Source organism: Myroides gitamensis (assembly GCF_029894455.1).
GTDB classification, from domain to species: domain Bacteria; phylum Bacteroidota; class Bacteroidia; order Flavobacteriales; family Flavobacteriaceae; genus Flavobacterium; species Flavobacterium odoratum.
Window position 1 is genome coordinate 2,592,293 of record NZ_JARYHN010000001.1, and the last position, 14,252, is coordinate 2,606,544.

A 14,252-nucleotide genomic window follows, 5' to 3' on the forward strand; every position below is an offset into this window, starting at 1 on the left:
CCTTCCATTATATATGTCTATTAAAGTAGAAAATATTAGTAAATATTACGGCGAGCAACAAGCGTTAAGCGCCATCAGTTTCACGGTGCCTAAAGGGCAAATTGTAGGTTTCTTAGGTCCAAACGGAGCAGGAAAATCAACGCTGATGAAAATACTAACTACCTTTATTCACAGTGACGAAGGAGTTGCTTATGTCAACGAGTATAACGTAGCGACACAAGCAAAAAAAGTACAACAATCGATTGGTTATTTACCGGAACATAATCCACTGTATTTGGATATGTATGTCCGAGAATATTTACAGTTTAATGCCTCGATTTACAAAACAAAAAAAGAGCGCATTGAAGAAGTAATTACTTTGACAGGATTAACACCGGAGGCGCATAAAAAAATTGGGCAACTGTCCAAAGGATATCGTCAGCGTGTCGGAATTGCCACGGCTTTACTACATGACCCTGAAGTATTGATTTTAGATGAGCCAACCACAGGACTTGATCCCAATCAACTGGTCGAAATTAGAGAGCTAATTAAAACGGTAGGGAAAGACAAAACGGTATTCCTTTCTACGCATATTATGCAAGAAGTAGAAGCGATTTGTGAGCGTGTCATTATCATTAAGAAGGGGCATATTGTTGCGGATCAATTCTTACACGAATTATTAGACAACCAACATGAACAAATTATCGCCGTAGAGTTTGACTTTAAGATTGAAATTGAATTCGTTAATCGAATTCCACACCTCATCAAAGCCAATCACGTACACGATACGCAATGGGAGCTTGTTTTCCCAACAGATCAGGACTACCGTGCTACGGTTTATGATTTTGCGCAACAACAAGGGTTAAAAACGCTTTCTTTACAACCAAAGAACAAAAATTTAGAAAAACTTTTTCACGAATTTACAACTAGTGAATAATAGAAATAAAAAAAAGAGCCTAAGGCTCTTTTTTTGTCTTTTATCTAAAATAATCCATTGATTTCTGCATTGATTTTATCGATAATCAACCCTAAATCTTCAGGCTTATCTACAAAGTCCATGTGATCTACATCAATGACTAATAATTTTCCTTTGTCGTATCCTTTGATCCAATTCTCATAGCGATCATTCAACCCGCTCAAATACTCAATAGAGATTGAATTTTCATACTCTCTTCCTCTTTTGTGAATTTGTCCCACTAGATTAGGCACTGTGCTTCTCAAGTAAATTAATAAATCTGGTGCAGCTACTAAGTCTTGCATCAAGTCAAAAAGAGTAGCATAGTTTTTAAAATCTCGATTAGACATCAAGCCCATAGCATGCAAGTTCGGAGCGAAAATATGAGCATCCTCATATATCGTTCGATCTTGAATAATTGTTTTTCCACTTTGTCTGATTTGAAGTACTTGGCGAAAACGACTATTCAAGAAATAGACTTGTAAATTAAATGACCATCGATCCATTTGGTGGTAAAAGTCATCTAAATATGGATTATCTACCACATCTTCATAATGTGCTTCCCATCCATAATGTTTGGCTAATAAATCTGTTAGTGTTGTTTTTCCCGCTCCAATATTTCCAGCAATCGCTATATGCATTACGGTAATTTTATTTGATAATTATTTATTTTTTGCTCGGTAAAAATACTCAATTTTTGAGTGTTATAAAAGAAGCCTAAAATGCTTTTTACATCAACTGTAATTTCCCAAATCTTATTCTTCTCCATATCAACATAGTACAGCTTATTTAGATACGAATAAAATACTTGTTTATTATTTACAATCTGAATGTGTTCATAATCTGTAGGCAATGTATAGTCCAATACTTCATTACCATAGATGTCAATTCCTTTAATTTGATTCGTTGAAGTAATACGATATAAATAATTCAGGGTAGACTGATACGTCTTAATTTGATCCTCTTTAATCGTATAAATATTGCGTACTTCAAGCGTGCTTAAATTATAGCGCACCACACTTTGATTGGCTTGGTTTACAATCCACAAGTTCTTTTGTGTACTTGTAGCAATATAAGCAGGATCCATTGCTGAGAATCGCCCTGCTAGATCAATGGTATTTAATAAGGCTAATTCCTTACTCAATAAAACGATAGAATTAAAATCGCTATAAAACAAAACCGGAAACTGAGAATTGGTTAAATCAACCATTTTCAATGTACCGAGCTTAGGTAAACTAAAGTGCTCTGAGCTGTATTTACTGCGTTTGCGCAAGATATTTTCTTCTTGTGTAAAGGTATTATCAAAAATATCTTTACTGAGAAAAACTTCTTTTTCCTTAAGCGTTTCACTATTTAAATACTGAGCTTGCAAAGATTCTTGAGCCGTTGCAACAAAACTACCGCAAAGAATAAACAAAGCGAATAACTTTTTCATATCTACTTTCGAGTATACGTTTGAAAAGTAAAAGCGTAGGCGTGTCGTTCATCTTGTGGATGATAACTCTCCTTTACCAATTGCCAATCGGAAGTTGAGAATTCAGGAAAAAACGCATCTCCCTCAAAAGAAGCGTGAATTTGAGTTAATTCTAATTTATCAGCGTAATCCAAAGCTTGGTGATAGATCTCACCTCCTCCTATCACAAACACTTCTTCTTCTTTTTGAGTAAGTGTTAGGGCTTCCGCTAAACTATGTACAACAATGCAATGTTCAGGAACAACGTAATCTTGTTGTCTGGTAATAATCACATGTGTTCGATTAGGTAATGGCTTAGGAAACGATTCAAACGTTTTACGCCCCATTATAATATAATGATGAGAAGTTAATGTTTTGAAGTGTTTAAAATCATCTGGTAAATGCCAAATGATTGCATTGTCTTTTCCTAATACCTTATTCTCTGCAATTGCTGCTATTAAAGTGATCATTATTTACTGTTTTGAATCGTCGTGATTTAAATCGCGTTTTACATCCACCAAAGGGAAATCTTTCTCCACTTTAGCGCGTAATTGTCTAATTTTTTCTTGTTGGATAGCGATTAATCGTTCAATTTCTCGCTCTTGCCAAGCAGGTCCCATAAAGCGATTAATAACTAATACATTAATCACGTGAAACAAGAGCAATAAGCCCCAAGCCCCTACGGCGTAAGTCCACCAAACGCCAACAATTTGCGGGTCTTTCACCCACATATTGATTCCGTATAGTACGATAGACCCTAAAAGAAAAACAACAAAGTGAAACAACAACATCTTACGTTGTTTGATTCGATTCTTTGCGTATTCGTACTGTTTAATTGCTTCCGTTTTTTCCATAGCATTTTTGGATTAGAATTATACAGATACTTTACCTTTTATCGCAGGATGAGATACATAATCTTCTAGTGTAAAATCCTCATAGGTAAAGCTAAAAATATCTTTTACAGCTGGATTGATTTTCATTTTTGGTAGTGCATAAGGTGTTCTACTTAGCTGTAGATTTACTTGTTCAATGTGGTTGTTGTAAATGTGAACATCTCCAAACGTATGAACAAAATCGCCCACTTCTAAATCACATACTTGAGCAACCATCATTGTCAATAATGCATACGAAGCAATATTAAATGGCACTCCTAAGAAAACATCTGCACTGCGTTGATACAGTTGACAAGACAATTTTCCTTCTGCTACATAAAATTGAAAAAAGGAATGACATGGAGGTAAAGCCGCTTTATTATTCGCTACATTTTCAGCAAAGGAAACGCTAGTATCCGGTAATACACTTGGATTCCATGCAGAAACCATAATACGTCTACTATCTGGATTATTTTTTAAGGTATCGATTACTTCTTTGATTTGATCAATTCCCTCACCGTTCCAATTGCGCCATTGATAGCCATATACAGGTCCTAAATCTCCATTTTCATCTGCCCATTCATCCCAAATACGAACTCCATTTTCTTTTAAATAAGCGATATTTGTTTCTCCTTTTAAAAACCATAAAAGTTCATGGATAATGGATTTTAAATGTACTTTTTTAGTCGTCACCAAGGGAAATCCTTCTGCCAAATCAAAACGCATTTGATGACCAAAGATACTCTTTGTTCCTGTTCCGGTACGATCTCCTTTTTGTACGCCTTTATCTAAAACTTCTTGTACTAAATTTAAATATTGTTTCATTCTTTCCCTCCTTAATTAACTATGATCGCTTACTAATTTCGTCTCTAATTCTTGCTGCCGTTTCGTAATCTTCATTACCAATAGCTTCATTTAATAATCGTTGTAAATCTTGTAATCCAAATTTACTATAGCCTTTTCCTTCAATATCTAGTTCTAGAAATTGCTCTACTTGACTTGCGATATCGTCATCTGCAGGATCTTCCTCCTCTACTTCTGGGTTTCCACTTAAAATAATTCCTGCTTTATTCATGATATCAGGATAGGTATAAATTGGAGCAAAAAAGCGAATCGCTAAAGCAATTGCATCGGATGTACGCGCATCCATCACTTCTTCGATTCCATTTTTTTCCCAAACTAAACTCGAAAAAAACACGCCATCCACTAATTTGTGAACGATAACATGTTTCAGTTGAATATCAAATGTATCGGCAAAACTTTTAAATAAATCGTGGGTTAAAGGTCTTGGAGGTCTAATTTCTTCCTCAATAGCAATGGCAATAGCCTGTGCTTCAAAAGCTCCAATAACAATAGGTAATTTTCGATCCCCATGCTCTTCATCTAAGATAAGGGCATAGGCACCATTTTGAGAATGGCTATATGAAATTCCTTTAACTGTCAGCTTAATCAAACTCATAATTATCTTTATAAAAACAAAAAACAGTAACTAAATCAAAGATAAACAATCTTTAGATTTTAGTTACTGTCTAAGTCAATTATCTAAATCAAAAAATGCTGATTACGCGTTTTTCGCTTTGAATTCTTTTAATTTCTCTACTAATTGAGGTACTACTTGGAAAGCATCTCCTACGACTCCGTAATCTGCTACTTTAAAGAAAGGAGCTTCTGGATCTGTGTTGATTACTACTTTCACTTTAGATGAGTTCACCCCAGCAATGTGTTGGATTGCTCCAGAAATACCAACAGCGATATAAAGATTTGCTGCAACTGGCTTTCCTGTTTGTCCTACGTGCTCTTCGTGTGATCTCCATCCCACATCCGATACCGGTTTAGAACAAGCTAGTGCCGCTCCCAATACTTCTGCTAAATCTTCTAACATTCCCCAATTTTCTGGTCCTTTCATACCACGTCCACCTGATACTACGATATCCGCGTCAGCGATTGTTACTTTTCCAGATACTTTCTCTACTCCTTCTACTTTTAAGCTGAAATCAGCATCATTTAAACTTGGAGCAAAATCTTCTGCAGCCGCAGCACCAGAAGTTTCAACCAATCCAAATGAATTTTTCCCTAAAGCAATTACTTTTACATCTGAAGTAATTTCAGTAAAATTAAATGCTTTATTTGAGAATCCTGTTCTTTTTACTACAAATGGAGCAGTACTTTCAGGTAAAGCAATTACGTTTGATGCAAAACCTGCATTCAATCCAATTGCAACTGCTGGAGCTGCATATAAACTATCTGTTGAAGAAGATAATACAACTACTTTAGCACCTTCTTTTTGAGCTGCTTGTTTAATTACATCTGCATATGCTTTTGCGTTGAATGTATTTAATTTATCGCTAGATACTTTTAATACTTTATCAACACCATATTTTCCTAATTCGCTAACATCAGCAGCATTAACTGTTACAGCAGTAACCGTTGTTCCCATTGATTCTGCTACTTTCTTCGCATAAGAAGCTAATTCTAATGCTACTTTTTTAAATTTTCCTTCTGCTGATTCAGCATATATTAAAACTGACATACTTTTTCTTTTTAAGATTAAAAACTACTAGATTAGATCACTTTTGCCTCGTTGTGCAACAAATTGATTAACTCATCTAAGTTATCAGGAGCAATCATTTTACAAGCTGATTTCGCAGCTGGTTTTTCGAATTTCACTGCTTTAGTTGCAGCATCCGCTCCAACAGGCTCAAGCACAGTTAATGCTTTTGTTCTAGCAGCCATAATTCCACGCATATTTGGAATACGTAAATCTTTCTCATCTACTAATCCTTTTTGCCCTCCAATAACCATTGGTAATTTTCCAGATATTGTTTCTTTACCTCCATCAATTTGACGGATTGCTTTTACAGCTGTTTCATCCACGTCCATACCTTCACATGAATTGATGAAATCATATCCTAAGATAGCAGCTAACATTCCAGGAACCATTCCACCATTGTAGTCTAATGATTCTTTTCCAGCTAATACTAAATCATATCCTCCGTTTTTCACTACTTCAGCTAATTGCTTTGCAACGAATAAACCATCAGTAGGCACAGCATTTACACGGATTGCTTCATCAGCACCAATAGCCAATGCTTTTCTCAATGTAGGTTCTGTGTCAGCTCCTCCAACATTTACTACAGTAACTGTAGCTCCTTGTTTTTCTTTAAACCAAATGGCACGTGTTAATGCATACTCATCGTTAGCATTGATCACAAATTGTACCCCATTTGTATCAAATTCAGCATCACCATTTGTGAAATTGATTTTTGATGTAGTATCAGGCACGTGGCTGATGCAAACTAATATCTTCATTATTATTATAGTTTTTTGTTTTACAATATTACTTGTGAACGAAAATAAGAATTAATTTCGAACTTTTTACTATGCAAGCATACTAATTTAGTTTGAATTAACCAAATAAAATTTACTAAATCGCCTAATAAGTCATAATCTTTATTGTGATTTTGTTCTTCAAATATTCATTCTTTGAAACAAAAGACAAAAAATTAAAAAGTTTGTAATTTCCAATTAGTCAAGATTCTATACTGATTGTAAAAAAAAAGTGCTTAACTTAGGTCAAACACTTTTCATTTCTTTGTCTGCTCCGTTTTTAAAAACTAACATTAACGATTAAATTTTCTCCTTCTGCCACGCCATTTTGAACTAGTGTACCATCTTTAAATACTTGAACAGTCATTTTAGAAACACTACTTTCTCCTTGAACAGCATGACCTGTAACAGCTACTACTACAGGTACATCTCCTGCAAAAGAACGGCTCCATCTTCTTCCATCATGATCCATAGTCTCTGTTTCCCTAGCCCCTTCTTTGACTTGAATACTCGTTATGCGGGCTTTTCCTGAAGTTTCTACAATCACCTCATAACGAAGAACTTGCTCTACATTCACCTCTAAATCTACCTCTTGTTTATGCCCATAAGCAACCATACCCACAGCAATAGCTAATACACTTAACGCTGTCATTTTCATTTTTTTCAACATAATTCACGGATTTTAAATTTAATTACAACTCTTGCAATACGCAAGATTTTTCTATTAAACCCTATATCAAAAAAACATCCATTTTCTCCTTTATATACTAAACGTATAAGCAATCGTATCTATATAATTGAATCTTATATCTAATTTTTTTTCTTCTTCAAAAAGAGAGACCGAATCATCTCCTTCTTTGCTTATCTTATAAACAAAAAAAGAGTCCAGCGGGGCTGAACTCTTTTTTTATATCTTTCGAAGTAGCTATACTTCTTTCAAGAATAAATTTAAATTACATTGAAATAGTTGCTACTAAAATACTTCCATCTGCTTTTGATGTCTTTACTACTTTTCCGTCTTTTACCACTTCTAAAGTTAAGACACCTGCTTTATCTGCAGCATCAACTGTACCCCCTGTAACAGAAACAGCTACTACTTTTTTACCAGAGAAAGACTTAGACCACTCTTTTTTTCCAAGCTCTGTAATCGTTTCTGTAGCTCCATCTTCAACCACTACAATATTATTAATTAGCGCATTATCCGATGTTTTAGCTACAATTTCATATCCATCCCCACTTGATGAATTGTCATCACTATTACATGAATAAAGCCCCATTGAAACCATCGCACATACAAGTGCAACCTTTACCTTTTTCATCATACTTTCTAGTTTTTTTTATTGTTTACAAGTACAAATAAAATGATGATTCGCAAATTGTACAACATTTTTTAACGAATCGGCAAAACTTCATCACCTTGCGTATTTTTTCCACAACCACACCCCTACATCAGTAGCTAATTTTGCCAAAAATTCACTCTTTCTCTCCTGATATCTCAACATCTTCCTACCACAGTACACTACTTCTTTTTTCTTGTATTCTTATTCCCGTATTCGAGAAGTGCCGTTAAAAAAAACAAAACAGAAAGTAAGATAAGCGAGGTAAGGATATTTTTTCATACTTTTGCTCCTATTGAATAATTTTACGGAAAATAAGAACTTATGAGAACGATTCAATTTAGAGAGGCCGTATGTGAAGCTATGAGCGAAGAAATGCGTCGCGATGAAACCATATATTTAATTGGAGAAGAAGTAGCGGAATATAATGGTGCTTATAAAGCTTCAAAAGGTATGTTGGACGAATTCGGTCCTAAACGCGTAATTGACGCTCCTATTGCAGAACTTGGTTTTGCTGGAATTGCTGTTGGTTCTGCTATGAATGGAAACCGTCCAATTGTTGAATTCATGACATTCAACTTCTCTTTAGTAGGAATCGACCAAATCATAAATAACGCAGCTAAAATGCGTCAGATGTCAGGTGGTCAATTCAACATTCCAATTGTATTTCGTGGACCAACTGCTTCAGCAGGACAATTAGGGGCTACTCACTCTCAAGCTTTTGAAAATTGGTATGCAAACGTACCTGGATTAAAAGTTGTGGTACCATCTAATCCTTATGATGCAAAAGGTTTATTGAAATCTGCTATTCGCGATAATGATCCTGTGATTTTCATGGAATCAGAGCAAATGTACGGAGACAAAGGAGAAGTGCCTGAGGGAGAATATACTATTCCATTAGGAGTAGCGGATATCAAAAAAGCAGGTAAAGATGTAACGATTGTTTCTTTTGGTAAAATCATCAAAGAAGCATTAAAAGCTGCTGAAGAATTAGAGAAAGAAGGAATCTCTTGTGAAGTAATTGACTTGAGAACTGTACGTCCATTAGATCAAGAAGCAATTTTAACTTCTGTAAAGAAAACAAATCGCTTAGTGATCTTAGAAGAAGCTTGGCCATTTGGAAGTATCTCTTCAGAAATCACGTATTTAGTTCAAGAACAAGCATTTGATCATTTAGATGCTCCGATTCAAAGAATTACAACTGCAGATACACCTGCACCTTATTCACCAGTTTTACTTGAACAATGGTTGCCAAATGCAAACGATGTAATCAAGGCAGTGAAAAAAGTACTATACAGATAAACTTTTTTAAGTAAAAAAATATTGTATATTTGAATTACTCCATCTTATTTTTAATAGGATGGAGTTTTTTGTTTACTCCCAAATTGATTATGAAAAAAAAGATATTATTTTACCTAGTTTTCCTTTTATTAGCTAGCTTTCAAGGCATTGCCCAAACAAAAGTAAGTGGTAGAATTAAAGATACGAGCAAAGTTGACGTATCTTATGCAAGTGTGTATTTCAAGAATTCCACCCAAGGAGTGATTGCAAATGAGCTTGGAAAATTTTATTTGGAAACTGAAAATAACTACGACACCTTAGTCGTATCATTCGTTGGATACAAAACAGCGTATGTTCCTTTAAAAAGCCGTACTAACCTCGATTTGAGCATTACCTTAGAAGAGGACAATATGCTTGAAGAAGTGCGTATTTTCACAGGTAAAACCTCCAAAAAGAACAACCCTGCTATTGATATCTTGCGTAAAATTTGGGAACGCAAGCGCAAAAATGGTTTGTACATGTTTAGTCAATACGAATTTGACAAATACGAGAAGATTGAATTCGACCTTAACTCTATTGACAGTGCATACCGCAAGAAAAAAATATTCAAAGGCATGGAATTCATTTTTGATCAAGTGGATACCAACCGCATTACAGGAAAAACATACCTCCCTATTTTCATCAATGAGAATATCGGACAAGTATTTGGAGATAATGTCGACAACAAAAAAATAGAAAAAACCTTAGGAAACAAAAACTCAGGTTTTGATACCAACCAACATATTATTGAGTTTGTCAAAGATTTATATGCAGAATATAATATCTACAATAACTATATCAAGATTTTTGATAAAGACTTCGTCAGTCCTTTATCTCGAACAGGAATCAATGTATACAACTACGTTTTAGCAGATAGTGCCTTTATTGATGACAAATGGTGCTATAATATTGTATACTATCCAAGACGAAAAGGAGAGTTGACATTCAAAGGTGATTTCTGGGTCAATGACTCCACCTTTGCCATCAAAAAAATTAATATGGAAGCCAGTCGTGATGCAAATATCAACTGGGTAAAAGAAATTTATATTGAGCAAGAATTTGACGTATTGAATGATTCCGTTTTCTTATTGACGCGTGATCACTTCATGTCCGATTTCGCTCTTTCGAAAAAAGAAGAATCCAAAGGAATCTATGGTAAGCGAACAACGGTGTACCAAAACCATCAATTCAACATCAAGCATCCAGATGATTTTTATAAAAAGGATGTCAATGAATATGATGAGTCGATTTATACTCGCTCGGATGATTTCTGGCAAACTTATCGTTTTGAACCTTTGAGTAAGGATGAGTTTGGTATCTACAAAATGTTAGACACCCTAAAAACCGTACCTAAATTTAGGTTTCTCTTCGACTTAACATCAACCATTGCTAGTAATTACTACAATATTCCGAAGTATAATTTCGACTACGGCCCTATTTTCTCGACCTTCGGTTACAACGATATTGAAGGCTTGCGTATGCGTGCTGGAGGGCGAACTTATTTTGGACCGAATGACAAATGGAGATTAGAAGGATATGGAGCCTATGGTTTCAAAGACAATAAATTCAAATATGGTATTAGTGGAAAAGTCTTACTTCACAGCCCATCGCGTTTTATCCTTTTTGGAGGAAACCGCCGCGATGTTGAGCAAATTGGGGTAAGTCTAACAGAAACGAATGATGTCTTAGGCCGTAGTTTCGCCTCGAGTTCTCTTTTTGCTAGTGGAGATAATTCCAAGCTTACCGACATCAATCTTTCAACAGTAGGGTTAGAGATTGAACCAGTCAAAAACTTGCGTTTATTAACGACATTCAGTTATCGAACATTAAAACCAGCCTCAGACCTCTTTAACTTAGATTACTATGTAGACAAAGAACGCACGATTATTTCAAATGAGACGAAGCAATCGGAAGTGGAAATGGCTATTGATTATACACCAGGGAAAAGAACGATTGGTTACGGCGTAGATCGCAAGGAAATTGATCAAAAATACCTCAAATTATACCTGCGTTACAGTCATGGTTTCAAAGGAGCTTTTGACAGTAATTTCCAATACGATAAATTGCAGTTATATGCTCGAAAACCTATTTTACTAGGTGGTTTTGGAACGTTTACTACTACATTTGAAGCAGGTAAAACCTTTGGAGAAGTTCCATTAGGTTTACTAAGTGTCGTACCAGGTAACCAATCGTGGTTTAACATCGAAAATACGTTTGCCAACCTGGATTATTATGAGTTTGTAACCAACGAATATGCTTCTATTCACTTAGAACACAATTTTGGAGGGCGTTTACTTTCCAGAATTCCATGGTTTAGGGATTTAAACCTAAGAGAGATTGTGGGGATTCGCGGAATCTACGGTAAAATTTCTCAAGAGAACATTAATTTGAATGCTTCTCAATTGGTATACAAAGCACCCGAAGATTTTTATTATGAATATTATGTAGGTGTAGGTAATATTTTTAAAATTTTCAGACTTGACTTAAGCTGGAGAGGAAATTACTTGGATATGCCAGATGCGAGAAGGTTTGCAATTCGAGGTTCATTTGGAATTTATTTCTAATATTGTGGATAAAACTTGGTAAACAGCACGAATTGAAGTATTTTTGCACCCATTATTAAGTTATTTGACTATAAAAAATAAATGAATATGAGTACATTCGAAACTTTTGATGCCTTCGTTGAGATCCCAGCAGGTAGTAGAAATAAATACGAATATGATTTTGATTTAAAACGATTGAGATTTGATCGTTTACTTTACTCAAACATGAGATATCCAGCTGACTACGGTTTTATTCCTGAAACGTTAGCTTTAGATGGAGATCCACTAGACGTACTAGTATTGTTTACTGAACCATCTCTTCCAGGAATGGTTGTTGAAGTAAAACCTATTGGTATTTTTTACATGGCTGATGATAAAGGACAAGATGAAAAGATTCTTTGTGTTCCTGTTTCTGATCCATTGATGAACAAATTAAACGACATCGAGGATGTGAATGAGCACTTCAAAAAAGAAGTAGAACATTTCTTCAAAGTTTACAAAGACTTAGAAAACAAAAAAGTTACTACAAATGGTTTTGGAGATAAAGCTGCTGCTGTAAAAATGATTCAAGAATGTACAGCGCGTTTTAATAACTTAGAAAACAAAGCAGAAGGTTTATTCAGCATCCGTTACTAAGCACAAAACAGTACAATACTATATAAAAGCTACTTCAGTTATTGAAGTAGCTTTTTTTTATGCCCGCTTCTTCCCTCTTCTTCCAATTAACTATAATCTTTTCTTTTACTCCACCTCCTATCAAAGTTTACGCTTCTTCAAAAGAAAACCCTAAGAACGAAAAAGGTTCAAAGTAGCATAGGAGATAATTCGAATAAATGCTTACTTAAAAGTACTCTGTATCTTCTTTTATTTCATCAAAAAAACCGCAATTATATTTAACTATACAAAAAAACAAAACAGATTACATATAATAATCACATTAAAATAGTGTATTTGATTAAAAATTATTATTTTTCAATTCAAAACATTTCAAATGGAAGAAGCAATAAAATTTATTAATGGCATACTATGGTCGAATGTATTTATCATTTTATGTCTTGGAGCGGGGTTATTTTTCACAATCAAAACGAAATTTGTTCAAGTGCGCTACATCAAGCAAATGGTAAAACTACTCTTCACGGAAGGATCTTCTGAAAAAGGGGTAAGCCCCTTTCAAGCGTTTAGCATCGCCATTGCTGGGCGTGTAGGCGTGGGAAATATTGTAGGCGTTGCTACTGCAATAGCTTATGGAGGGCCTGGAGCCATCTTTTGGATGTGGATGATTGCTTTTTTAGGTAGTGCTTCTGCCTTTGTTGAATCTACCTTAGCTCAGATTTACAAAGAAGAAAAAAATGGTCATTATTGCGGAGGGCCTGCTTTTTACATTGAAAAAGGGTTAAACAGTAAAAAGTTAGCCTTAGTCTTTGCTTTTGTAACGATTGTTAGTTGCGTGCTATTTTTACCCAGTATCCAAGGAAATAGTATTTCCATTAGTATTAAAGATGCTTTTCAAGTTCCTCAATGGATTACGGGACTTGCCGTTTGTGTTTTACTTAGTCTGACCGTATTTGGAGGTGCTAAAAAAATTGGCCGAATTGCGCAAGTTGTTGTTCCTTTCATGGCAGTCATCTATATTGTTATGGCTGTTATTATCATTGCCATAAATGCGAAAGAAATTCCTTCTATTTTTGCCTTAATCTTCCGCTCTGCGTTCAACTTAGAAGCTACTTTCAGTGGTATATTCGGTGCTGCTATTGCTTGGGGGGTGAAGCGCGGGATTTATTCCAATGAGGCAGGACAAGGTACAGCTCCGCATGCTGCAGCAGCTTCTGAAACATCTCACCCTGTTAAACAAGGACTAGTACAAGCTTTTTCCGTTTATATTGATACCTTATTTGTTTGTACGGCTACGGCGTTGATGATTTTATTTACTCATCAATACAATGTTTTTGATGAAGCAGGGAATTACATTGTCAATAACATCCCCGGTGTAGAGGTAGGTTCTGCCTATACAGTAAAAGCAATTGCTGTACACTTTCCTCTATTTGCCAGTCAATTCATTGCTATTGCGTTAACCTTCTTTGCTTTTACAACAATCATGTCTTATGTGTTTATTGCAGAATCTAATTTTAATTATCTAACTGATCAACCGAGAACTATTCTTCGTTGGTTGATGCGTTTGATTTTATTAGCTACGGTATTTTATGCGTCTATCAATGAATCTTCTACTGCTTGGGGCATTGGAGATATTGGCGTCGGACTTATGGCTTGGATTAACTTTATCGTTATTTTATTCCTATATAAACCCACAATTATTGCACTGAATGATTATATCGCACAGCATAAACAAGGACGCAACCCTATCTTTGATCCAGAAAAGCTAAACATTAAAAATGCGAGTACTATTTGGCATAGATTACTAAAAGAAAGAAAAAGTTAGTTGAACGCTAACAAACTCTTTCCTAACTT

15 protein-coding genes are annotated in these 14,252 nt (G+C 35.1%); 5 read left to right on the plus strand and 10 right to left on the minus strand.

The genetic code is table 11. The features are described 5' to 3' along the window. Nucleotides 1-13 precede the first annotated feature (13 nt). Nucleotides 14-916, plus strand: coding sequence for a gliding motility-associated ABC transporter ATP-binding subunit GldA (gene gldA, locus M2306_RS11485; RefSeq protein ID WP_002990066.1), 903 nt, complete (start codon nt 14-16; stop codon nt 914-916). A gap of 44 nt (nt 917-960) precedes the next feature. Here gldA and M2306_RS11490 read toward each other — a convergent pair whose 3' ends face one another. From M2306_RS11490 to M2306_RS11535, 10 genes are all read right to left on the minus strand, one after another. Beyond that, on the minus strand, nt 961-1,575 hold the full coding sequence (locus M2306_RS11490) for a deoxynucleoside kinase (RefSeq protein WP_002990065.1): 615 nt from the start codon (nt 1,573-1,575) through the stop codon (nt 961-963). Next, on the minus strand, nt 1,575-2,369 hold the full coding sequence (locus M2306_RS11495) for a hypothetical protein (protein ID WP_259187794.1): 795 nt from the start codon (nt 2,367-2,369) through the stop codon (nt 1,575-1,577). Before M2306_RS11495 ends, M2306_RS11490 begins: the two co-directional genes overlap by 1 nt. A gap of 2 nt (nt 2,370-2,371) precedes the next feature. Beyond that, entirely contained in the window at nt 2,372-2,857 is a 486-nt protein-coding gene (locus tag M2306_RS11500; RefSeq protein WP_002990062.1) for a dihydrofolate reductase, read from the minus strand. A gap of 3 nt (nt 2,858-2,860) precedes the next feature. Beyond that, complete coding sequence (locus M2306_RS11505; protein WP_115092515.1) at nt 2,861-3,241, minus strand: 2TM domain-containing protein; 381 nt, start codon at nt 3,239-3,241, stop codon at nt 2,861-2,863. Between the two features lie 18 nt (nt 3,242-3,259). Continuing rightward, on the minus strand, nt 3,260-4,084 hold the full coding sequence (locus tag M2306_RS11510; RefSeq protein WP_002990059.1) for a thymidylate synthase: 825 nt from the start codon (nt 4,082-4,084) through the stop codon (nt 3,260-3,262). A gap of 19 nt (nt 4,085-4,103) precedes the next feature. Further along, entirely contained in the window at nt 4,104-4,718 is a 615-nt protein-coding gene (locus M2306_RS11515; protein WP_002990056.1) for a bifunctional nuclease family protein, read from the minus strand. A 102-nt stretch (nt 4,719-4,820) separates the two neighbouring features. Then, nucleotides 4,821-5,789, minus strand: coding sequence for an electron transfer flavoprotein subunit alpha/FixB family protein (locus M2306_RS11520; RefSeq protein ID WP_115092513.1), 969 nt, complete (start codon nt 5,787-5,789; stop codon nt 4,821-4,823). A 32-nt stretch (nt 5,790-5,821) separates the two neighbouring features. Further along, nucleotides 5,822-6,568 (minus strand): electron transfer flavoprotein subunit beta/FixA family protein, encoded by a 747-nt coding sequence (locus tag M2306_RS11525; RefSeq protein WP_259187790.1) that lies wholly within the window; start codon nt 6,566-6,568, stop codon nt 5,822-5,824. Nucleotides 6,569-6,866: 298 nt separating this feature from the next. After that, nucleotides 6,867-7,256, minus strand: coding sequence for a hypothetical protein (locus tag M2306_RS11530; RefSeq protein ID WP_115092512.1), 390 nt, complete (start codon nt 7,254-7,256; stop codon nt 6,867-6,869). Between the two features lie 283 nt (nt 7,257-7,539). After that, nucleotides 7,540-7,908, minus strand: coding sequence for a hypothetical protein (locus M2306_RS11535; RefSeq protein WP_115092511.1), 369 nt, complete (start codon nt 7,906-7,908; stop codon nt 7,540-7,542). Between the two features lie 339 nt (nt 7,909-8,247). Between M2306_RS11535 and M2306_RS11540 the strand changes: the two genes are divergently transcribed. The 4 genes from M2306_RS11540 to M2306_RS11555 all read left to right on the plus strand — a co-directional run bounded on the left by M2306_RS11540 (nt 8,248) and on the right by M2306_RS11555 (nt 14,223). Then, nucleotides 8,248-9,225, plus strand: a complete 978-nt coding sequence (locus M2306_RS11540; RefSeq protein WP_115092510.1) for a pyruvate dehydrogenase complex E1 component subunit beta — start codon at nt 8,248-8,250, stop codon at nt 9,223-9,225. An 89-nt stretch (nt 9,226-9,314) separates the two neighbouring features. Then, entirely contained in the window at nt 9,315-11,807 is a 2,493-nt protein-coding gene (locus M2306_RS11545) for a DUF5686 and carboxypeptidase-like regulatory domain-containing protein (RefSeq protein WP_259187789.1), read from the plus strand. An 87-nt stretch (nt 11,808-11,894) separates the two neighbouring features. Next, nucleotides 11,895-12,422 carry an inorganic diphosphatase gene (locus tag M2306_RS11550; RefSeq protein ID WP_259187788.1) on the plus strand — a complete coding sequence of 176 codons (528 nt, stop codon included), beginning with the start codon at nt 11,895-11,897 and terminating at the stop codon, nt 12,420-12,422. Nucleotides 12,423-12,777: 355 nt separating this feature from the next. Continuing rightward, nucleotides 12,778-14,223, plus strand: a complete 1,446-nt coding sequence (locus tag M2306_RS11555; protein WP_115092509.1) for an alanine/glycine:cation symporter family protein — start codon at nt 12,778-12,780, stop codon at nt 14,221-14,223. Nucleotides 14,224-14,252 lie beyond the last annotated feature (29 nt).